This window comes from Streptomyces sp. CB02056 (assembly GCF_001905545.1).
Lineage (GTDB): Bacteria > Actinomycetota > Actinomycetes > Streptomycetales > Streptomycetaceae > Kitasatospora.
The window spans coordinates 491,326-511,582 of record NZ_LIPD01000002.1 but is presented as its reverse complement, the minus strand read 5'-3'; the positions used below and the strand labels follow the sequence as shown (position 1 = coordinate 511,582).

Annotated in this window: 22 protein-coding genes; 1 reads left to right on the top strand and 21 read right to left on the bottom strand. The window is 70.7% G+C overall.

What is annotated here, in order from left to right:
- Positions 1-30: 30 nt before the first annotated feature.
- Positions 31-681, bottom strand: a complete 651-nt coding sequence (locus AMK13_RS06320; protein WP_074001453.1) for a response regulator — start codon at positions 679-681, stop codon at positions 31-33.
- Positions 678-1,886 (bottom strand): sensor histidine kinase, encoded by a 1,209-nt coding sequence (locus AMK13_RS06315; RefSeq protein WP_074001452.1) that lies wholly within the window; start codon positions 1,884-1,886, stop codon positions 678-680. The genes AMK13_RS06320 and AMK13_RS06315 overlap by 4 nt, the downstream gene beginning before the upstream one ends.
- A 157-nt stretch (positions 1,887-2,043) precedes the next feature.
- Here AMK13_RS06315 and AMK13_RS06310 point away from each other — a divergent pair, with 157 nt between their 5' ends.
- Positions 2,044-2,664: a hypothetical protein gene (locus AMK13_RS06310; RefSeq protein ID WP_063780161.1), complete on the top strand. Its 621-nt coding sequence runs from the start codon at positions 2,044-2,046 to the stop codon at positions 2,662-2,664.
- Between the two features lie 65 nt (positions 2,665-2,729).
- On the opposite strand, the gene AMK13_RS06305 is transcribed toward AMK13_RS06310, so the two are convergent.
- The 19 genes from AMK13_RS06305 to AMK13_RS06215 all read right to left on the bottom strand — a co-directional run bounded on the left by AMK13_RS06305 (position 2,730) and on the right by AMK13_RS06215 (position 20,235).
- Positions 2,730-3,302 (bottom strand): cob(I)yrinic acid a,c-diamide adenosyltransferase, encoded by a 573-nt coding sequence (locus AMK13_RS06305; protein ID WP_049651800.1) that lies wholly within the window; start codon positions 3,300-3,302, stop codon positions 2,730-2,732.
- Between the two features lie 53 nt (positions 3,303-3,355).
- Entirely contained in the window at positions 3,356-3,856 is a 501-nt protein-coding gene (locus AMK13_RS06300; protein WP_049651801.1) for a DUF2550 domain-containing protein, read from the bottom strand.
- Between the two features lie 148 nt (positions 3,857-4,004).
- On the bottom strand, positions 4,005-4,388 hold the full coding sequence (locus AMK13_RS06295; RefSeq protein ID WP_030235805.1) for a F0F1 ATP synthase subunit epsilon: 384 nt from the start codon (positions 4,386-4,388) through the stop codon (positions 4,005-4,007).
- A 186-nt stretch (positions 4,389-4,574) separates the two neighbouring features.
- On the bottom strand, positions 4,575-6,020 hold the full coding sequence (gene atpD, locus AMK13_RS06290; protein ID WP_049651802.1) for a F0F1 ATP synthase subunit beta: 1,446 nt from the start codon (positions 6,018-6,020) through the stop codon (positions 4,575-4,577).
- A gap of 2 nt (positions 6,021-6,022) precedes the next feature.
- The gene (locus AMK13_RS06285) at positions 6,023-6,937 is read right to left on the bottom strand and encodes a F0F1 ATP synthase subunit gamma (protein ID WP_049651803.1); all 915 of its coding nucleotides are present in this window, start codon (positions 6,935-6,937) and stop codon (positions 6,023-6,025) included.
- A gap of 32 nt (positions 6,938-6,969) precedes the next feature.
- Complete coding sequence (gene atpA, locus AMK13_RS06280; RefSeq protein WP_049651804.1) at positions 6,970-8,544, bottom strand: F0F1 ATP synthase subunit alpha; 1,575 nt, start codon at positions 8,542-8,544, stop codon at positions 6,970-6,972.
- A gap of 156 nt (positions 8,545-8,700) precedes the next feature.
- Complete coding sequence (locus tag AMK13_RS06275; RefSeq protein WP_049651805.1) at positions 8,701-9,516, bottom strand: F0F1 ATP synthase subunit delta; 816 nt, start codon at positions 9,514-9,516, stop codon at positions 8,701-8,703.
- Positions 9,513-10,073, bottom strand: coding sequence for a F0F1 ATP synthase subunit B (locus AMK13_RS06270; protein WP_107086439.1), 561 nt, complete (start codon positions 10,071-10,073; stop codon positions 9,513-9,515). The genes AMK13_RS06275 and AMK13_RS06270 overlap by 4 nt, the downstream gene beginning before the upstream one ends.
- 35 nt (positions 10,074-10,108) lie before the next feature.
- The gene (atpE, locus tag AMK13_RS06265) at positions 10,109-10,345 is read right to left on the bottom strand and encodes an ATP synthase F0 subunit C (RefSeq protein ID WP_031074289.1); all 237 of its coding nucleotides are present in this window, start codon (positions 10,343-10,345) and stop codon (positions 10,109-10,111) included.
- Between the two features lie 96 nt (positions 10,346-10,441).
- Positions 10,442-11,254 (bottom strand): F0F1 ATP synthase subunit A, encoded by an 813-nt coding sequence (atpB, locus tag AMK13_RS06260; protein WP_049651806.1) that lies wholly within the window; start codon positions 11,252-11,254, stop codon positions 10,442-10,444.
- Positions 11,255-11,539: 285 nt separating this feature from the next.
- Positions 11,540-11,983, bottom strand: a complete 444-nt coding sequence (locus AMK13_RS06255; RefSeq protein ID WP_049651807.1) for a hypothetical protein — start codon at positions 11,981-11,983, stop codon at positions 11,540-11,542.
- A 296-nt stretch (positions 11,984-12,279) separates the two neighbouring features.
- Positions 12,280-13,569, bottom strand: a complete 1,290-nt coding sequence (locus AMK13_RS06250) for an MraY family glycosyltransferase (protein WP_049651812.1) — start codon at positions 13,567-13,569, stop codon at positions 12,280-12,282.
- Positions 13,570-13,741: 172 nt separating this feature from the next.
- The gene (gene glyA, locus AMK13_RS06245; protein WP_074001451.1) at positions 13,742-15,022 is read right to left on the bottom strand and encodes a serine hydroxymethyltransferase; all 1,281 of its coding nucleotides are present in this window, start codon (positions 15,020-15,022) and stop codon (positions 13,742-13,744) included.
- Positions 15,023-15,140: 118 nt separating this feature from the next.
- Positions 15,141-15,800 carry an arsenate reductase/protein-tyrosine-phosphatase family protein gene (locus AMK13_RS06240; RefSeq protein WP_369808349.1) on the bottom strand — a complete coding sequence of 220 codons (660 nt, stop codon included), beginning with the start codon at positions 15,798-15,800 and terminating at the stop codon, positions 15,141-15,143.
- 14 nt (positions 15,801-15,814) lie between these two features.
- A complete protein-coding gene (locus AMK13_RS06235; RefSeq protein ID WP_049658072.1) occupies positions 15,815-16,462 on the bottom strand; it encodes an L-threonylcarbamoyladenylate synthase in 648 nt (215 codons plus the stop codon).
- Between the two features lie 158 nt (positions 16,463-16,620).
- Positions 16,621-17,487: a peptide chain release factor N(5)-glutamine methyltransferase gene (gene prmC / locus AMK13_RS06230; protein WP_049658073.1), complete on the bottom strand. Its 867-nt coding sequence runs from the start codon at positions 17,485-17,487 to the stop codon at positions 16,621-16,623.
- A gap of 63 nt (positions 17,488-17,550) precedes the next feature.
- Positions 17,551-18,630 carry a peptide chain release factor 1 gene (gene prfA, locus AMK13_RS06225; RefSeq protein WP_049658075.1) on the bottom strand — a complete coding sequence of 360 codons (1,080 nt, stop codon included), beginning with the start codon at positions 18,628-18,630 and terminating at the stop codon, positions 17,551-17,553.
- 132 nt (positions 18,631-18,762) lie between these two features.
- On the bottom strand, positions 18,763-18,984 hold the full coding sequence (gene rpmE / locus AMK13_RS06220) for a 50S ribosomal protein L31 (RefSeq protein ID WP_030057539.1): 222 nt from the start codon (positions 18,982-18,984) through the stop codon (positions 18,763-18,765).
- A 138-nt stretch (positions 18,985-19,122) separates the two neighbouring features.
- Positions 19,123-20,235, bottom strand: a complete 1,113-nt coding sequence (locus tag AMK13_RS06215) for an LCP family protein (protein WP_074001450.1) — start codon at positions 20,233-20,235, stop codon at positions 19,123-19,125.
- Positions 20,236-20,257 lie beyond the last annotated feature (22 nt).

Sequence of the window (20,257 nt, the reverse complement as noted above, 5' to 3'; positions counted from 1 at the left end):
GAAGGCGACCGGAGGGCGACAAGAGGGTGATCAGATGGTCAGCCCGAGGTCCTGGGCCAGGATCGCCGCCTGCACCCGGCTGCGCAGCCGCAGCTTCGCCAGGATGCGGCTGACGTGCGTCTTGGTGGTCGCCTCCGCCATCTCCAGCCGGGCCGCGATCTCCCCGTTGGACATCCCGGAGCCGATGCAGGCCAGCACCTCCCGCTCGCGGCCGGTCAGCGCGCCCACCGCCGCCCGGGCCTCCGGTCCGACCGTCCGCTCGGGGCGGGCGAAGGCCCCGATCAGACGCTTGGTCACCGAGGGCGCCAGCATGCCGTCCCCGCGCGCCACCGTACGGATGCCCTCGACCAGGGTGTCCGCCTCCAGGTCCTTGAGCAGGAAGCCGGACGCGCCGGCCCGCAGCGCGCCGTAGACGTACTCGTCCAGGTCGAAGGTGGTCAGCACGAGCACCTGCCCGGCCCCGGCGGCGACCACCTCGCGGGTCGCCGAGACGCCGTCCAGCCGGGGCATCTGCACGTCCATCAGCACCACGTCCGGCCGCAGCTCCAGCGCCAGCCGGACGGCCTCCTCGCCGTCGGCGGCCTGCCCGACCACCTCGAAGCCCGGCTCGGCGCGCAGGATCATCACCAGCGCCGCCCGCACCGCCGCCTGGTCCTCGGCCACCAGTACCCGGATCGTCATGCCCGCCCCTCGTTCCCCTGGGCGCGCGGCAGCACCGCGCGCACCCTCCAGTACCCGTCCCGCGGCCCGGCCTCGAAGCTGCCGCCGAGCAGCCCGGCCCGTTCCGCCATGCCCACCAGTCCCGCCCGGGCGCCGGGCAGCCCGCGGCCCGGCCCGCCCCGGTACGGGCTGTCCACGGCGATCCGCAGCTCCTCGGGCGCGAACTCCAGCCGCAGGCTGACCAGTCCGGGCCCGGCGTGCTTGAGCGCGTTGGTCAGCGACTCCTGGACGATCCGGTACGCGGCCAGACCGACCGGCACCGGCAGGTCGCCGCGCTCGCCGGACTCGGACAGCTCGAAGTCCAGCCCGACGTCCTGGCCGGCCGCCCGGGCCTTGGCCAGCAGGGCGTCCACCGCGGCCAGGTCGGGCGCCGCGTAGGACTCGTCCACCTCTCCCCCGCCGCTGTCCCGGAGCAGCCCGATCATGCGTCGCATTTCGGCCAATCCCTGGACGCTGTTCTCCCGGATCACCGCCAGCACCTCCACCAGCGGATCGTCCTCGGGCAGGCTCCGGCGCCGGGCCACCGACTGGGCGCCGGTGGCGTGGATCGCGATCGCCGACAGGTGGTTGGCCACCACGTCGTGCAACTCCCGTGCCATCCGGGCCCGTTCGGCGCCGATCGCCTCGCGCCGGTCCATCTCCGAGAGCAGCGCGGTCTGTTCCGCCCGCAGCCGCTCGGTCTCCGCCTCCTCCCGGTGCTTGCGCACCACGTCCCCGGTCCACACCGGGGCCAGGAAGACCAGCGAGCTGACCACCACCACCAGCAGCGCCCCGGACGTCCCGCCGTAGATCGCCGCGAGGGTGGAGAGCGCCAGCACGGTGGCCCCGCCGCTCAGGTGCAGCACCCGGGACATCCGCGGGGTCCCGTAGATCACCGCCGCGTACAGCAGGTCGGTGTACATGATCAGCGTCGCCAGCAGGCTGCCGGCGAACAGGCTGCCCGCGAAGGCCAGCCCGCCGAGCGACACCGCGAGCACCGGCCTGGTCCGGCGCACCAGCTCCAGCCCCGCCAGCACCACCAGCGGCAGCACCACCGCCCACAGCGGCACCCGGTCGGCCCGGTCGTACACCTTGAAGACGATCAGCACCGTACCGCCGAGCAGCCCGCAGAGGGCGATCAGCTGGTCCTGCCGGCGCGGGGAGAGGGCGGGGAACGGGAGGGGCACGTTCCCATCTCACCACCCCCGGCGGCTGGCCCGGCTCCGGTCCACGGAGGAGCCCGCTACATCGAAAGGTGCAGGCCGCTACGGCACCGCGCGACGACGACAGCGGCACGCCCACGCACCAGGCTGGAAGCACCGCCGAAACACCCGGGAGCAGAACGTGATCGTCACCCTCATCGTCGCGGCCGAGATCTCATTCTGGATCCTGCTCGGCCTCGGCCTCGCCACCCGCTACCTGCTCCGGTGGCGCCGCACCAGCACCGCGCTGCTGGTCGGTCTGCCACTGGTCGACCTCACCCTCTACGCCCTCACCGTCCTCGACCTGCGCGGCGGCTCCACCGCGAGCTGGACGCACGCCCTCGCCGCGAGCTACGCGGGCTTCTCGATCGGCTACGGCCCCTCGCTGGTCCGCTGGGCCGACCGGCACTTCCTGCACCGCTTCGCCGGCGGCCCCAAGCCGCTGCCCTCGCCCAAGTACGGGCCCGAGCGGACCAGGTACGAGTGGCAGATCGCCGGCCGGACCGTCGTGTCCGCCGCCGTCACGCTGAGCCTGATCACCCTGCTCGTCCCGCTCTCCGCGGGCTCCGCCCACTTCGGCACCTTCCTCCAGTGGTACCTCAAGCTGGGCATCGCCGCCGTGGTCAACGTGATCGTGGCCGGCTGCTACTCGCTCTGGCCCAAGCAGCCGCCGGCCGGCGTGCTGGTCGAGGACGGCCGGGTGGTCACCGGGAAGACCCTCGCCGGGACCACCCCCGGCGGCACGCCCGCCGACCGGCCCTGAACCGTCGAGGGCCCGTCCCCGGACCCCCACGGGGGAGGAGTCCGGGGACGGGCCCTCGTCGCGTTCTAGCGGTTCTCGCCCGGGACCCAGAGCACGTCGCCGCGCTCCTTGTTGGCCACCCGGGCCAGGATGAACAGCAGGTCGGACAGCCGGTTGAGGTACTTCGCGGTCAGCGGGTTGACGCTGTCGCCGTGCTCCGCGATCGCCGACCAGGTGGAGCGCTCGGCCCGCCGGACCACCGTGCAGGCCAGGTGCAGGTGGGCCGCCCCGGCCGTGCCGCCGGGCAGGATGAAGCTGCGCAGCTTCTCCACCCGCGCCAGGTAGTCGTCGCAGTCCGCCTCCAGCCGGTCGATGTAGGACTGCAGCACCCGCAGCGGCGGGTACTTCGGGTCCTCCACCACCGGGGTGGACAGGTCGGCGCCGACGTCGAACAGGTCGTTCTGGACCCGGACGAGCACCGCCGTCATGTCCTCCGGCAGCTCCCCCACGGCGAGGGCCACCCCGATCGCCGCGTTCGCCTCGTTGGCGTCCGCGTACGCGATCAGTCTCGGATCGGTCTTGCTGGTCCGGCTCATGTCGCCGAGCGCGGTGGTGCCGTCATCGCCGGTACGGGTGTAGATGCGCGTCAGATTGACCATGCGGCCAGCGTAGCCGCCGGGTTAGGCGGCGTTAACCCCGCCTGGAGAGGCCGCTACGCGACATTCACCCTCTGCCCGGGCGGGGCCGCCTCCAGCCAGGCCAGGAAGCCGGTCAGCGCGTCCTCGCTCATCGCCAGTTCCAGCGGCGCGCCGTTGTGCAGGCAGCGCAGCACCACCGAGCCGGACAGCAGCGCCAGTTCCTCCTGGCCCTCCGGGTAGCGCCGGCCGAGCACCTCGATCTCCCGGCGCGGAAGCATCTTGCGCGGGCGCGGGGCGTACGAGAAGACCCGGAACCACTCGATCGAGTCACCGCTGTAGCGGCCGATACCAAAAACCCACCCCTTGCCGTCGGTCGGGGGGACCGGGGCTGAGGTGGGTTTGCCGTTCTCGTCGAGGTCGGGCTGCGTCGAGGCGTCGGCGGGCATTTTGAGCCGGTAACTGCAGTCGAAGGTGCCGCCGACCCGCTGGATCAGGCGGCGTCGGACGGCGAAGGCCATCAGCCCGATCACTCCCAGGGCCACGACCGCCGCACACACCACAAGCGCGAGGACCATGCTCACCTACCTCCTCGCTACCCGCGTTCCCCGTAACGGTCGTATCAAGCGACCGCGCTGACCTACCAACTACGACGACAGTCCCGGGGTCACGCTCGCGCGTCCCCGGGACCGTCGGTCGACCCCGCTAAACCGGGGTCCGGCGCACTCAGGCGTGGGCCTTGAGGCCGCGCGCCGCGAACAGACGGACCTCGGCGCGCCGCTCGGCGTGCTCGTCCAGGCCCGACTTGGCCTTCTCCAGTGCGCGCTCGGCACGCGCGACGTCGATCTCGTCCGCCAGCTCGGCGATCTCCGCGAGCAGAGACAGCTTGTTGTCGGCGAAGGAGATGAAGCCGCCGTGCACCGCGGCGATCACGGTGCCGCCGTCCACCGTGCGGATGGTGACGGGACCGGTCTCCAGCACGCTCAGCACCGGGGTGTGGCCCGGCATGATGCCGGTGTCACCGGAGGCCGTACGGGCGACGACGATGGTGGCCGCACCGGACCACACCTTGCGGTCGGCTGCGACCAGCTCGACGTGCAGCTCAGCCAACGTGGGCTCCTAGGCTCATGCAACGCCCGATTACTCGGGAGTTTCGGTAAGAATAACGGCCCCGCGCCTCCGGCATGAAACCGGCGGCACGGATTTGACCGGAATCACAGCCGATGCGACGCGAGGGGTGGGTCCCAGGGCTGGGGCCCACCCCTCACGGTCACGCTCAGCTGCTACCGGCCGCGATTACTTCTTCGCCAGCTCGGCGGCGTTCTTCTCGAGGTCCTCGATGCCACCGCACATGAAGAAGGCCTGCTCCGGGACGGAGTCGTACTTGCCGTCCGCGATCGCGTTGAAGGCCTCGATGGTCTCCGACAGCGGCACGGTCGAACCCTCGACACCGGTGAACTGCTTCGCCACGTAGGTGTTCTGCGAGAGGAAGCGCTCGATGCGACGGGCACGGTGCACCGTGATCTTGTCCTCTTCGGACAGCTCGTCGATACCGAGGATCGCGATGATGTCCTGGAGGTCCTTGTACTTCTGCAGGATCCCCTTGATACGGATGGCCGTGTCGTAGTGGGTCTGCGCGATGTACCGCGGGTCGAGGATGCGGGACGTGGAGTCCAGCGGGTCGACGGCCGGGTAGATGCCCTTCTCCGAGATCGGGCGCGACAGAACGGTCGTCGCGTCCAGGTGGGCGAAGGTGGTGGCCGGCGCCGGGTCGGTCAGGTCGTCCGCGGGGACGTAGATCGCCTGCATCGAGGTGATCGAGTGACCGCGGGTCGAGGTGATGCGCTCCTGGAGGAGGCCCATCTCGTCGGCCAGGTTCGGCTGGTAGCCCACCGCGGAGGGCATGCGGCCGAGCAGGGTCGACACCTCGGAACCGGCCTGGGTGAACCGGAAGATGTTGTCGATGAAGAGGAGCACGTCCTGCTTCTCGACGTCACGGAAGTACTCCGCCATGGTCAGCGCGGACAGCGCGACCCGCAGACGGGTGCCCGGCGGCTCGTCCATCTGGCCGAAGACCAGCGCGGTCTTGTCCAGAACGCCCGAGTCGACCATCTCGTCGATGAGGTCGTTGCCCTCACGGGTGCGCTCGCCGACACCGGCGAACACCGACACACCACCGAAGTTCTCGGCGACGCGGTAGATCATCTCCTGGATCAGAACGGTCTTGCCGACACCGGCACCACCGAACAGACCGATCTTGCCACCCGTGACGTACGGGGTGAGCAGGTCGATGACCTTGATACCGGTCTCGAACATCTCGGTCTTGGACTCGAGGTCCTTGAACTCGGGAGCCTTGCGGTGGATCGGCCAGCGGACCTCGACCTGCTTGTCGAACTCCGCCTTGTCGACGTTCAGCACGTCACCGAGGGCGTTGAACACCTTGCCCTTGGTGATCTGGCCGACCGGGACGGAGATCGCCGCACCGGTGTCGGAGACCTGCGAACCGCGGACCAGGCCGTCGGTCGGCTGCATCGAGATGCCGCGGACCATGCCGTCGCCGAGGTGCTGGGCGACCTCGAGGGTCAGGATCTTCTTGCCCGTGCCGTCGGGGTTGTCCACCTCGACGTGCAGGGCGTTGTACATGTCCGGAATCGCGTCGACGGGGAACTCCACGTCGACGACCGGGCCGATGACCCGCGCGACGCGGCCCGTCGCCGTGGTCGGCTCAACAGTGGTGGTCATACTCATTCGCTCCCGCGGCTAGCGTCGGCGAGGGCGTTGGCGCCGCCGACGATCTCGCTGATTTCCTGGGTGATCTCGGCCTGACGGGCCGAGTTGGCAAGCCGCGTGAGCGACTTGATGAGCTCGCCGGCGTTGTCCGTCGCGCTCTTCATCGCGCGGCGGCGGGCGGCGTGCTCGGAAGCGGCCGACTGCAGCAGCGCGTTGTAGATCCGGCTCTCGACGTACCGCGGCAGGAGCGCGTCCAGGACGCCCTCCGCCGACGGCTCGAAGTCGTACAGCGGGAAGATCTCCGACTTGGCCGGCGACTGGTCGCTGAGCTGGACCTCGTCCAGCTTCAGCGGCAGCAGCCGCGCCTCGACCGCGTTCTGCGTCAGCATCGACACGAACTCGGTGGAGACCAGGTGCAGCTCGTCCACGCCGCCGGTCTCGGCCGTGAAGGCCTCGATCAGGTCGGCCGCCACGGTCTTCGCGTCACCGTAGGTCGGCTTGTCCGAGAACCCCGTCCACGAGTCCGCCACCGTCAGGCCGCGGAACGTGTAGTACGAGACGCCCTTGCGGCCGATGATGTACGTCACCACGTCCTTGCCCTCGGACCGCAGGCGCTCGCTGAGCACCTGGGCGGCCTTGATGGCGTTGGTCGAGTAGCCGCCCGCCAGGCCGCGGTCCGCCGTGATCAGCAGGACCGCGGCGCGCTTGGCGGCCGGGTTCTCGGTGGTGAGCGGGTGCTTGGCGTTGGACCGGGTGGCCACCGCCGTCACCGCCCGGGTGAGCTCATCGGCGTACGGAGTGGAGGCGGCCACCGCGCGCTGCGCCTTGACGATGCGCGACGCGGAGATCATCTCCATCGCCTTGGTGATCTTCTTCGTCGCGGTGACAGAGCGGATCCGGCGCTTGTAGACCCGAAGCTGTGCTCCCATGGGTCGTTACGTCCTTTCCCTCGCTACCGGACTCAGGCCTGCTCGGAGAGCAGCTTGCCGTCAGCGGTCTGGTACCCCTGCTTGAAGGCCTCGACGGCGCTGGTCAGCGCGTCGACGGTGCCGTCGGCCAGCAGGCCGGTCTCCACGATGCCGGCCAGCAGGTCCTTGTGCTGGAGGCGGACGTGGTCCAGGAACTCGCGCTCGAAGCGGCGGATCTCGGCGACCGGGACGTCGTCCAGCTTGCCGGTGGTGCCGGCCCAGATGGAGACGACCTGCTCCTCGACCGGGAACGGCTGGTACTGGCCCTGCTTCAGCAGCTCGACCATGCGCGCACCGCGCTCCAGCTGGGCCTTGGAGGCCGCGTCCAGGTCGGAACCGAAGGCGGCGAAGGCCTCCAGCTCACGGTACTGGGCGAGGTCCAGACGCAGGCGGCCGGCGACCGAGCGCATGGCCTTGATCTGGGCGGAGCCACCGACGCGGGAGACCGAGATACCGACGTTCACGGCCGGGCGGATGCCGGCGTTGAACAGGTCGGACTCCAGGAAGCACTGGCCGTCGGTGATGGAGATGACGTTGGTCGGGATGTACGCCGAGACGTCGTTGGCCTTGGTCTCGATGATCGGCAGACCGGTCATCGAGCCGCCGCCCAGGGCGTCGTTCAGCTTCGCGCAGCGCTCCAGCAGGCGGGAGTGCAGGTAGAAGACGTCACCCGGGTAGGCCTCGCGGCCCGGCGGGCGGCGCAGCAGCAGGGAGACGGAACGGTAGGCCTCGGCCTGCTTCGACAGGTCGTCGAAGATGATCAGGACGTGCTTGCCGTCGTACATCCACTCCTGGCCGATGGCCGAACCGGTGTACGGGGCGAGGTACTTGAAGCCGGCCGGGTCGGAGGCGGGAGCGGCCACGATGGTGGTGTACTCCAGCGCGCCGGCCTCCTCCAGGGCGCCGCGGACGGACGCGATGGTGGAGCCCTTCTGGCCCACGGCGACGTAGATGCAGCGGACCTGCTTCTCCGGGTCGCCCGAGCGCCAGTTGTCACGCTGGTTGATGATCGTGTCGACGGCCACCGCGGTCTTGCCGGTCTGGCGGTCGCCGATGATCAGCTGGCGCTGGCCGCGGCCGATCGGGGTCATCGCGTCGATGGCCTTGATACCGGTCTGCAGCGGCTGCTTGACCGACTTGCGGGCCATGACGCCGGGGGCCTGCAGCTCCAGGGCACGGCGACCGGTGGCGGCGATGTCGCCCAGGCCGTCGATCGGGTTGCCCAGCGGGTCCACGACGCGGCCGAGGTAGCCGTCGCCGACCGGAACCGAGAGGACCTCGCCGGTGCGGCGCACGGTCTGGCCCTCTTCGATGCCGCCGAACTCACCGAGGACGACGACACCGATCTCGCGGGTGTCGAGGTTCAGCGCGAGGCCGAGCGTGCCGTCCTCGAACTTCAGCAGCTCGTTCGCCATGACCGAGGGCAGGCCCTCGACATGCGCGATGCCGTCCGCCGCGTCAGTGACCTTGCCGACCTCTTCCACAGAAGCGGCGTCCGGCTGGTACGACTGGACAAAGTCGGCCAGCGCGTCCCGGATCTCCTCCGGACGGATCGTAAGCTCCGCCATCAGGCTTCCCTGCTCTCCTAGTTTGCGATCCTCGGCCCGCCATTGAGGGCCGCAAGTATTCGACTCTCGGCCGGGTCTTCCGAACCGGCCGTACGATGTGCCGGCTCCTTGGGGAGCCGGTTTCCCGACCGAGGGTCGGATGTGCTGCTTGGGTGCTCAGCCTTCGAGCGACTGGCGAGCGCCCTCGAGGCGGCTCGACACGGTGCCGTTGATGATCTCGTCGCCGATCTGCACCCGGACGCCGCCGACGACCTCGGGGTCGACGTCGATGTTCAGGTGGACCTGGCGGCCGTACATCCGGGCCAGAGCACCGGACAGGCGCTCCTTCTGGGTGTCCGACAGCGGCACCGCGGTGGTGACCAGGGCCACCACGCGGCCACGGCGCGCGGCGGCGAGCTTCGAGTAGGACTCCAGGCCCTGCTCCAGGCTACGGCCACGCGGCACGTTGACGAGGGCGGTGACCAGCCGGACAGTACCGGCGTTGGCGCGGCCGCCGAGCAGCTTGCCGATCAGCCCGGCCTTCGCGACGGCACCGGCCTTCGGCTCGGTCAGCGCGGCGCGCAGCTCGTGCGAGCCGCTCACCACCCGGCCGAAGCGGAAGAGCTCGTCCTCGACGTCGTCCAGGGCGCCGGCCTTGTCCGCGGCGATGATCTCCGCGTAGGCGGCGAGCTCCTCGGTCGCGTCCACCAGGTCGCGCGAGCCCGACCAGCGGGAGCGGACCAGGCCGGAGACCAGGTCGACGGCCTCGCCGGAGACCTGGCCGGTCAGCAGCGAGGTGACCAGCTGGGCCTTGTCCTGGCCCGACCGCGAGGGGTCGGTCAGGACGCGGCGCAGCGACACCTCGCGGTCCAGCACGGCCGTGACGGCGGTGAGCTCCTCGGCGAGCTTGGCCGCGTCCACCGAGGTGGAGTCGGTCAGGCTCTCCAGGTTCTGCCGGCCGGCGACGAGGGCCTCACGGCTGGCGCCGATCACTTGGCCGCACCCTGAGCAACGGCGGCCTTGGCCTCCAGCTCGTCCAGGAAGCGGTCGATGACGCCGCTCTGCCGGGTGTGGTCCTCGAGGGACTCACCCACGATGCGGGACGCCAGCTGGGTGGCCAGCGAGCCCACGTCCTGACGCAGGGCGGCAGTGGCCTGCTTCTTGTCCGCCTCGATCTGGGCGTGACCGGCGGCGACGATGGCCTCGCGCTGGCGCTGGCCCTCCTCGCGCATCTCGGCGAGCTGGGCGGCACCCTGCTCGCGAGCCTGCTCGACGATGCGGGCAGCCTCGTGGCGCGCCTCGGCGAGCTCGGCGCGGTACTGCTCAAGCAGGGCCTGGGCCTCCACCTGGGCGGCCTCGGCGCGCTCCATCCCGCCCTCGATCGCGTCCCGGCGCTCCGACAGCACCTTCTCGATGCTGGGGAGGAGCTTCTTGCCGAGCAGACCGAAGACGATGAAGAAGCAGAGCAGGCCGATGATGATCTCGGGCCACGCGGGGAGGAGAGGGTTCATCTTCTCCTCGGCCGCGAGCTGGACGATCGCCATGCTCATATCTGGACCTTCCTCAGAAAGGGTCTACGGCGGGATTACTTGTTGCCGAAGACGAACGGCATGACGATGCCGATGAGGGCGAGCGCCTCGGTCAGCGCGAAGCCGATGAACATGTTGGAACGGATGAGACCGGCAGCCTCGGGCTGGCGGGCCATGGCCTGGACACCGTTACCGAAGATCAGACCGACGCCGATGCCGGGGCCGATGGCGGCGAGGCCGTAGCCCAGGGAGGCGACGGAACCGTAGACAGTGCCCTCAGCGAGGATGCTCATTGACGTTGTCCTTTGCAGGGTGGTGAACCGGTGGTGATTGGCCACCGGGCGATCCGGGACGGGAAGTGGTTCTCGGCGGGGCCGGGGCCCCGGGGCTCAGTGCGCCTCTTCCAGGGCACCGGCGATGTAGCTGCTGGCCAGCATCACGAAGATGTAGGCCTGCAGGAACTGGACCAGCAGCTCGAAGGCGGTCAGGCCGACGGCCACGATGAACGAGGCCGAGCCGTACAGCGCGCCCAGGGACGGGCTGAGCAGGTACCAGGAGGCGATGGAGAACATCACGATCAGCAGGTGGCCGGCGAACATGTTCGCGAAGGCTCGGACCGCGAGCGTGAAGGGGCGCACGAAGATGTTCGAGAAGAACTCGATCGGCACCAGGATGAACATGACCCAGCCGGGGATGCCCGACGGCCAGCAGAGGTTCTTGAGACCGCCGACGAAGCCGTGCTTCTTGAAGGTCAGCGTCATGTAGGTGATCCACACGACCGCAGCGAGGCCGGCCGGGAACGCGATCGCCGCCGACACCGGGAACTGTGCGAACGGGATGATCGACATGATGTTCATCAACCAGATGAAGAAGAACATCGAGACCAGCATCGGGACGTACTTCTCGCCCTTCTTGCCGATCGTCTCCAGCACGATGGAGCGCTTGACGAAGTCGTAGCCGATCTCACCGACCAGCTGCAGCTTGCCGGGGACGAGGCGCGGCTTGGCGAAGGCGGCCCAGAAGAACACGACGACCAGGAGCGCGACGATGATCGACAGCAGCATCGGCTTGTTGAACTCGATGCTGCCGATCGAGAAGATCGGCTTGAACTGGAACTCGTTCAGACCCGGGGCCGGGAAGCCACAGCCAGCGTCCCCGAAGTGGCAACTGCCTGAGGCGAGGGACGTGAGTTCAGCACTCACCGCGGACTCCTTCGTCGTGACGCATGGTTACGGCAACCTCGGTGTGTCGGCGTGGCCTGCGACCACGGAGCGGCACTGGAACTTGATGGGTTTCTCGCCGACCCCGCGCGCCGGTGCACGGCACCACAGCGGGATCATCGAAGACTGCGCGGATCAGGGGGGCGATCCGTCCGCTCTCCGGACAGACCAGGCCTCTTCCCGTACTCCGTTGTTGCGACGGACGATAGCAGCCCGTCAGTGCGGCATAAACACCGCCCCCCTCGTTGGGGGGACAGTTGGGCCTCGTCACTGTTGACGCCCCTTGTCGGAGGGCTTGTCGCCCTTCTTTTCGGAGGCGTCGGGGTCGACGTAGAAGGTTTTGGCCTTGAGCGCACCGCGCACCTGGAAGCCCGTCCAGATCAGGGCGCAGCCGAGCAGGGTGAACGCGAAGGCCTGCCGGTTGAACAGCTCGGTGTCCTTGAAGACCGCGAGCACGATGCCGACCAGCAGGATCTGCGTGGTGTACACCAGCAGCGCCGCGGCCATCATGATCTGCGGGTTCGACCTGGTCAGCCGGTCGAGCGCGACCTGGCCGAAGCTGAAGAAGGCCATCACGAGGAGTGCGCCGAAGAGGGCGCCGAGCAGCCCCTTCCCACCGGCAACGGCAAAGGAGATCACCATGGCGATGATTCCGGCGACCGCAGTGGGAATCGCGGCGCCTCGGAGGATCCGGGCGTCGGTGGACGGCATGTCGGCAGCTCCGGCGGCATGTCGATGTGGCGGGGGACGGGCACTGCGGTGGCGGGTGACACCGGACCGAGGCATCGCCGCGGGCCGCCATGTGAGCGACGGGCCCGGTGAGGGAGACCGACAGGGACGGAAGTCATCCACCTGTCAGGTCTTTCGGCGTGTTCTCGATACTCGTGAACGGTATCACAAACTATTTGATGAGAGCTTTACCATGAATGTGTGGCACCTGTCACACCAACGGCGCAACGATTCCGCCGTTCGGGTGACGGCCACCTGTCGTGGCATCAACTCCCTTGTCAGTGGCGGCCGGTGGCCTTGGGGTGGGAGCCGACCGCGGTGGAGCCCACGCCGGACTCCCGCCCGGCTTCACCCAGGAGTTCCTTGTCCTTGGCCGACAGTTCAGCCATCGGACCGCTCTGCTGCCGGCGGTAGCGCGGGGGGACGAAGGACTGCACCGCCCGCGGGGCGCGCGGCCGGAACCGCGGGGTGAGCAGCACCACCAGGCCGACCAGGCAGAGCCCGGCGAGCGTCAGGACGACGGTGCGGCCGGTGTTGGTCACCGAGAAGGCGACCGAGCCGAAGGCGATCAGCGCGGCCCAGAAGTACATGATCATCACGGCGCGGCTGTGCGAGTGCCCCACCTGGAGCAGCCGGTGGTGCAGGTGGCGCTTGTCCGCGGCGAACGGGGACTGGCCCGCCCAGGTGCGGCGCACCACCGCGAGCAGCAGGTCGGCCAGCGGCAGCGCGATGACCGTCAGCGGCAGCAGCAGCGGGATGTAGATCGGCACCAGGGCGTGCACGGCGGCGGTCTGCGAGCCGGCCTCGTTGCTGATCAGGTCCGGGTCGACCCGGCCGGTGATGGAGATCGCGGCGACGGCCAGCATCAGGCCCAGCATCATCGAGCCGGAGTCGCCCATGAAGATCCGCGCGGGGTGCATGTTGTGCGCCAGGAAGCCCAGGCACATGCCGATCAGCAGCACGCTGAACAGCACGGCGGGGGCCGCGTCGGAGATCGTGTAGCCGTACCAGAGCCGGTAGCTGTACAGGAAGAAGGCCATCGCGGCGATGCACACCATGCCGCCGGCCAGGCCGTCCAGGCCGTCGATGAAGTTCACCGCGTTGACCATGACGACGACCAGGGTGACCGAGATGACCATGCCCTGGGTCGGGCTCACCGCGACCGGGCCGACACCGGGCACCGGGAGGGTGATCACCGTGACGCCCTGCCAGACCATCACGCCGGCGGCGATCATCTGGCCGCCGAGCTTCACCAGCGCGTCCACGCCCCACTTGTCGTCGAGCACCCCGAGCAGGAACATGATCCCGGCCCCGGACAGCAGCGCGCGGATGTCGGTGCCCTGGGAGAACACCTTGCTCAGGTTGTCCAGCTGCGAGGCGACCAGGATGCCCGCGCACAGTCCGCCGAACATCGCGATGCCGCCGAGCCGCGGCGTGGGTTCGCGGTGCACGTCGCGGGCGCGCACCGGCGGCATGGCGCCGGCCGCGATGGCGAACTTCCGGACCGGGCCCGTCAACAGGTAGGTGACGGCGGCGGTGCAGAACAGCACCAGCAGATACTCACGCACCACTGGCCTCCTGCATCACTGTCGAACGGGGAAGTACCGAAGGTACTCCCCTGCCTTCCCGGGGTTCGAGGTGCGTCGCCACGGCACACACCTTATTGAGTCGGACGCCCGGACCGTGCATCGCGGTTCGCCCTCCCGGGTAGGAGATCCGGATACCCGCGGAAGGCCGCCGTCAGGCCCGGTCGGCGAAGGCCGCCGCCAGCTCCCGGACCCGCGCCGCGGCCGGGACGACCGCGTCCCCGGCGAGCACCCGCGCGATCAGCCCGGCGATCTCCGCCAGCTCCGGCTCCCCCATCCCCTGGCTGGTGACCGTGCCCGTGCCCAGCCGGATGCCGGAGGTCTCGGCGGCCGGCGCCGGGTCGTACGGCAGCGCGCACTTGCCGAGCAGCAGCCCGGCCGCCGCGCAGCGCCGCTCGGCCTCCGCGCCGGTCACGCCGAGCGGGCTCACGTCGGCGGTCACCAGATGGGTGTCGGTACCGCCCGTCAGGGGGCGCGTTCCGGCCTCTGCGAGCCCCGCGGCGAGCGCCCGCGCCCCGGACACCGTCCGCTCCGCGTACGCCCGGTACGCGGGCTTCGAGGCCTCCGCGAGGGCCACCGCCTTGCCGGCCACCTCGTTCATCGCCGCGCCGCCCTGGCTGAACGGGAACACCGCCCGGTCGATCCGCTCGGCCAGCTCCGCGGTGCACAGCAGCAGCCCGCCGCGCGGGCCGCGCAGCAGCTTGTGGGTGGCCGCCACCGTGACGTCCGCGTACGGCACCGGGGAGGGCGCCACCCCGGCCGCGATCAGCCCGGTGGTCTGCGCGGCGGAGGCGATCAGGTAGGCGTCCACCTCGTCGGCGATCTCGCGGAACGCCGCCCAGTCCGGGTGCCGGGGGTGCGAGATCGAGCCCGCCACGATGGCCTTGGGGCGGTGCTGCCGGGCCAGGTCGCGGACCTGGTCGAGGTCGATCAGCCCGTCGGACTCGCGCACGCCGTAGCCGGTGAAGTCGAACCAGCGCCCGGAGAAGTTGGCGCGCGAGCCGCAGCTGAGGTGGCCGCCGTGCTCCAGCGACATCGCCAGCACCCCGTCGCCGGGCCGCAGCAGCGCCGCGTACGCCGCCAGCATCGCCGAAGTCGCCGACCGCGGCTGGACGTTGGCGTGCGGGGCGGCGAACAGCTCGCGGGCCCGGTCGATCGCCAACAGCTCGGCGGCGTCCGCCAGCGCGCAGCCGGTGTGGTGCCGTCGGCCCGGGTAGCCCTCGGCGTACTTGTCGATCAGCGGGCCGGTGAGCGCCGCCAGGACGGCGGGGGTGGTCAGGTTCTCCCCCGCCAGCAGCTGGATCGTCTCGGCGCGCCGCTCGGCCTCCGCGGCCAGCAGGTCGGCCAGCTGCGGATCGGCCCGGTGCAGCGCCTCGGACGCCCAGGGGCGCCCGGTCGTGGCGGTCGGGCCGGACGCGGCATCGGTGACGGTCATGGCGGGGCTCCCGGGCGCTGCGGGGACTGTGTCACCCAGCGTAGGACCGCTCCCGCCACCCGGCCCGCCGGGCCGCGGCCGAACGGCCCCGTGCGGCGCCCTGCCCGGGCCCGGCCCGTCAGCGCGGCGCGGGGACGCCGGTCAGCGCGGTGACCACCGGGTCGACCGCGTGGAATATCTCCTCGCCGCAGTTGCGGAACATGCCGATCGGCGCCCCGTACGGGTCGTCCACCTCGTCCGACTCCGGCGTGGCGGCCAGCAGCCAGCCGCGCAGCGCGGCGGCGGCCCGGACCAGCGCGCGGGCCCGCTCGGTGACATCGGCGCCGCGCCTCGGGTCCGGCAGGGTGCCCGGGTCTATCGTCCGCACCAGGCGGGTGAACTCCTTCAGCGTGAAGGTGCGCAGCCCCGCCTCGTGGCCCATCGAGATCACCTGGGCGCGGTGGTCCAGCGTCGCGGTGAGCACCAGGTCGGCCTCGACCACGTGCTCGTCCAGCAGCTCGCGGCCGGTGAAGCCGCCGCTGTCGGCGCCGTACTCGTCGAGCACGGTCGCGGCGTGGTCCTCCATCGGCGCGCCCTCGTGGCCCCAGGTGCCGGCGCTCTCCACCAGGATCCGGCCGGCCACCCGGGGGCTCAGCCGGGTGTCCAGCTCACGCCGGGTCAGCCGCTCGGCGATCGGCGAGCGGCAGATGTTCCCCGTGCAGACGAACAGGATCCGGAAGTGGTCCAGCGGCCTGGGGCCCACGCTCAGGTACGGCGCTATGCCCGGCCCGGCGTGCAGCGAGGCGGTGGGCGTCAACTGCCGGCCTCCAGGTCGGGGACGACCTCCCTCAGCTGCTCGACGCTGATCGCACCGGCCCGCAGCAGGACCGGGACCTTGCCGGTGACGTCCACGATCGACGAGGTGGCGGAGTCCTCGGCCGCCCCGCCGTCCAGGTAGACCGAGACCGCGTCGCCGAGCTGGGCCTGTGCCTCGTCACAGGTCAGCGGGGAGACCCCGCCGATCCGGTTGGCACTGGAGACGGCCAGCGGGCCGGTGCTGTTCAGCAGCTCGATGGCGACCGGGTGCAGTGGCATCCGGACCGCGACGGTGCCGCGGGTGTCGCCGAGGTCCCAGCGCAGTGAGGGCTGGTGCCGGGCGACCAGGGTGAGCCCGCCCGGCCAGAAGGCGTCGACCAGCTCCCAGGCCTGCTCGGAGAAGTCGGTGACCAGGCCGTGCAGGGTGGTCGGCGAACCGACCAGCACCGGCGAGGGCGTGTTGCGGCCGCGGCCGCGGGCGGCCATCAGCTCGCCGACCGCCTCCGGGGAGAAGGCGTCCGCACCGACCCCGTACAGGGTGTCGGTGGGCAGCACGACGAGTTCGCCGCGGCGGATGGCCGAGGCGGCCTCGCGCAGACCGGTGGCGCGGTCCCCGGCATCGGCACAGTCGTAACGGCGGCTCATCGGTGCGGTCCCCTTCCGGAGTGGCTCATGGCGTTACAGCGCAGCCTTGCGCGCCGTCGTACGGTGCTCGGTGGTCACGACCCGACCCTCCGGGCGGTCGTCCTGTGCCCGACTGTTCACGACCCGACCCTCCGGGCGGTCGTCCTGTGCCCGACTGTTCACGACCCGACCCTCCGGGCGGTCGTGAAGCGGGGCCGGTTGTTCAGGTCGCGGTGGTCGGCGGTGTCCGTCCAGCCGTGTTCCTCGTTGAAGATCCACGGCACCTGGCCGCCCTGCTGGTCGGCGTGCTCGATCACCACCGCGCCGCCCGGGCGCAGCAGTCGGGCCGCGACCCGCTCGATGCCGCGGATGGTGTCCAGGCCGTCCTCGCCGGAGAACAGGGACATCTGCGGGTCGTGGTCGCGGGCCTCCGGCGCGACGTACTCCCACTCGGTGAGCGGGATGTACGGCGGGTTGGAGATGACCAGGTCGAAGCGGCCGTCCCAGGAGCGGTCGTCCTCGAAGGCCTTGGTGGCGTCACCGGCGTGCAGGGTGACCCGGGCGCGGTCCGGGCTGGCCTCGATGTTGCGCCGGGTGTACTCCAGCGCCCCCTCGTCCAGTTCGAAGGCGTGCACGGTGGAGCGCGGCAGTTCCTGAGCCAGGGCGAGGGCGATCGCGCCGGAGCCGGAGCACAGGTCCACCACCAGCGGCTCGGCCACGTCCATGTCGCGCACCGCGTCTATCGCCCACTCGACGACCGTCTCGGTCTCCGGCCGGGGCACGAACACCCCGGGGCCGACCTCCAGTTCGAGGTAGCGGAAGAACGCCCGCCCGGTGATGTGCTGGAGCGGCTCGCGCGCCTCGCGGCGGGAGACCGCCTCCCAGTAGCGGGCGTCGAAGTCGGCGTCCTTCACCGTGTGCAGCTGGCTGCGCTTGACGCGGTGGACGTAGGCGGCGAGCTCCTCCGCGTCGAAGCGCGGCGACGGCACGCCGGCCGCGGCCAACCGCTGGGTGGCCTGGGCCACCTCGGCGAGCAGCAGGTTCATCCGTACGACCTCTTGTTTCTGCGCTCCGGCTTCGGGCGAAGCGCGGGCTGGGGCGCGCCGGTCTCAGTTCTCTTGGGCCGCGGCGGCGAGCTTGGCCTCCGCGTCCTTGTCGACGCAGGACTGGATCACCGCGTTCAGTTCGCCGTCCAGGACCTGGTCCAGGTTGTACGCCTTGAATCCGGTGCGGTGGTCCGAGATGCGGTTCTCGGGGTAGTTGTACGTGCGGATCCGCTCGGAGCGGTCGACCGTACGGACCTGGCTGCGGCGCGCGTCCGAGGCCTCCCGCTCGGCCTCCTCCTGCGCGGCGGCCAGCAGCCGCGAACGCAGGATGCGCATCGCCTGCTCCTTGTTCTGGAGCTGGCTCTTCTCGTTCTGGCAGGACGCCACGATACCGGTCGGCAGGTGGGTGATCCGGACCGCGGAGTCGGTGGTGTTGACCGACTGGCCGCCGGGGCCGGAGGAGCGGTAGACGTCGATCCGCAGGTCGTTGGCGACGATCTCGACCTCGACCTCCTCCGCCTCGGGGGTGACCAGCACGCCCGCCGCGGAGGTGTGGATGCGGCCCTGGGACTCGGTGGCGGGGACGCGCTGCACGCGGTGCACGCCGCCCTCGTACTTCAGCCGGGCCCAGACGCCCTGGCCGGGCTCGGCGTTGCCCTTGGTCTTCACGGCCACCGAGACGTCCTTGTAGCCGCCGAGGTCGGACTCGTTGGAGTCGATGATCTCGGTCTTCCAGCCGATCCGCTCCGCGTAGCGCAGGTACATCCGGAGCAGGTCGCCGGCGAACAGTGCGGACTCCTCGCCGCCCTCGCCCGCCTTGATCTCCAGGATGACGTCCTTGTCGTCACTCGGGTCGCGCGGCACCAGCAGCAGCCGCAGCTCCTCGGTGAGCTCGTCCCTGCGGGCCTCGGAGGCCTTCGCCTCGGCGATGAACTCCGGGTCCTCCGCGGCGAGTTCGCGCGCGGCCTCGATGTCCTCGCCGGCCTGCCGCCACTGCCGGTAGACCCGGGTGATCGGGGTCAGCTCGGCGTACCGCTTGGCCAGCTTGCGGGCGTTGGCCTGGTCGGCGTGGACGGACGGGTCGGCCAGCCTCGTCTCGAGGTCGGCGTGCTCGACGAGGAGCTCTTCGACTGCCTCGAACATGGGGTGGCCTTCTTCCCGGTGACTCGGAAACGTGTGGGGGGTGGGGAATTCGCGGGGGGACGCGAACGGCGCCGGCCCCCAGCGCCCCCGACAACGAGTACGGGGGCACCGGGAACCGGCGCCGAGGGAGCGCTAGGCCTTCGCGCTGTGCTGCTTGCCGAAGCGGGCCTCGAAGCGGGCCACGCGGCCACCGGTGTCGAGGATCTTCTGCTTGCCGGTGTAGAACGGGTGGCACTGCGAGCAGACCTCGGCGCGGATCTCGCCACTGGTCTCGGTCGAGCGGGTGGTGAACTCGGCGCCGCAGGTGCAGGTCACGCGCGTGACCACGTACTCGGGGTGAACGTTGGGCTTCAAGGGGTTCTCCTAGGTTTCGGGAGGGTACCGGGTCGGCGGCTGGGGCGCCGCACGTGAACCGGGACCGACGGACCAGTCTGCCAGGACCGGCCGCATCTTCCCAAACCGGGTCGCGTTCCGGGATATTCCGGACCCCCCTCAGCGGGTGGCGGTGGCCTTCGCGGACGGCTTCCCCGCGGCCGGCGCGGGGGCCGTGGGGGCCGCCTGGGCGGGGTTCTCCGGCTGTTCGGAGACGATCGCGGAGGGGAACGGCTGGTCGGCCTTGAGCGCCGCCCAGACCTGCCCCGCCTGCGGCTGCAGCGGGACCACCCGGTTCGGGTCGCTGGGGGCCGTCTCCACCGGCAGGGTGACCATGCTCAACTGGTCCGGGCCTATCCCCTTGAGCTCCTGGGCGAGCCCCACCAGCGAGTTCACCGAGCCGAGCGCGGAGTCGGTGGTGATGCTCCTGGTCACCGTGTCGCCGACCGACCACAGCTTGACCGGGTTGGTGAGCATCCCGCTCCCCCCGACCTGCTGCAGCAGCGACTTCACCATCTGCTTCTGGAGCTCGATCCGGCCGAGGTCGCTGCCGTCGCCGACGCCGTGCCGGGTGCGCACGAAGGCCAGCGCCTGCTGTCCGTCCAGGTGGTGCTCGCCGGGCGGCAGGTCGAGCCCGCTGTCCTTGTCGTGGATGGCCACCGTGGTGGTCACGGTGGCCCCGCCTATCGCGTCCACGACCCGGGCGAAGCCGGCGAAGTCGACCTGCAGGTAGTGGTCCATCCGCAGCCCGGTGAGCTGCTCGGTGGTCTTGACCGCGCAGGCCGCGCCGCCGCTCTCGAAGGCGCTGTTGTACATCGCGCGCTTGGCGCCGGGCACCGGCTTGCCGTTCGCGTCGACGCAGTCGGGGCGGGCGACCAGGGTGTCGCGCGGGATCGAGACGATCTGGGCGCCGGAGTGGGCCTGGTTGACGTGCACCACCATCGCGGTGTCCGAGCGGGCGGTGCCGCCGGTGTCCCCGCCGGCGACCGAGCCGTTGTCGCCGGACCGCGAATCGGAGCCGAGCACCAGGATGTTGAAGGAGCCGTCGGTGGCGGCCGGCGGCCGGGCGTCGCCGAGCCGGGCGTCGATGTCGACGCTGGTGATGTTCCCGTTGAGCCTGAAGTAGGCGAAGAGGCCCGCGCCGGCGCCGAGGACGACGAGCGCGGCGAACGCGCAGGCGGCCGTCCGCAGGATTCTGCGGCGGCGACTCAGGACCCTCTTGTGCTCGGCCATACGGTCCAGAGTAAATCGGACA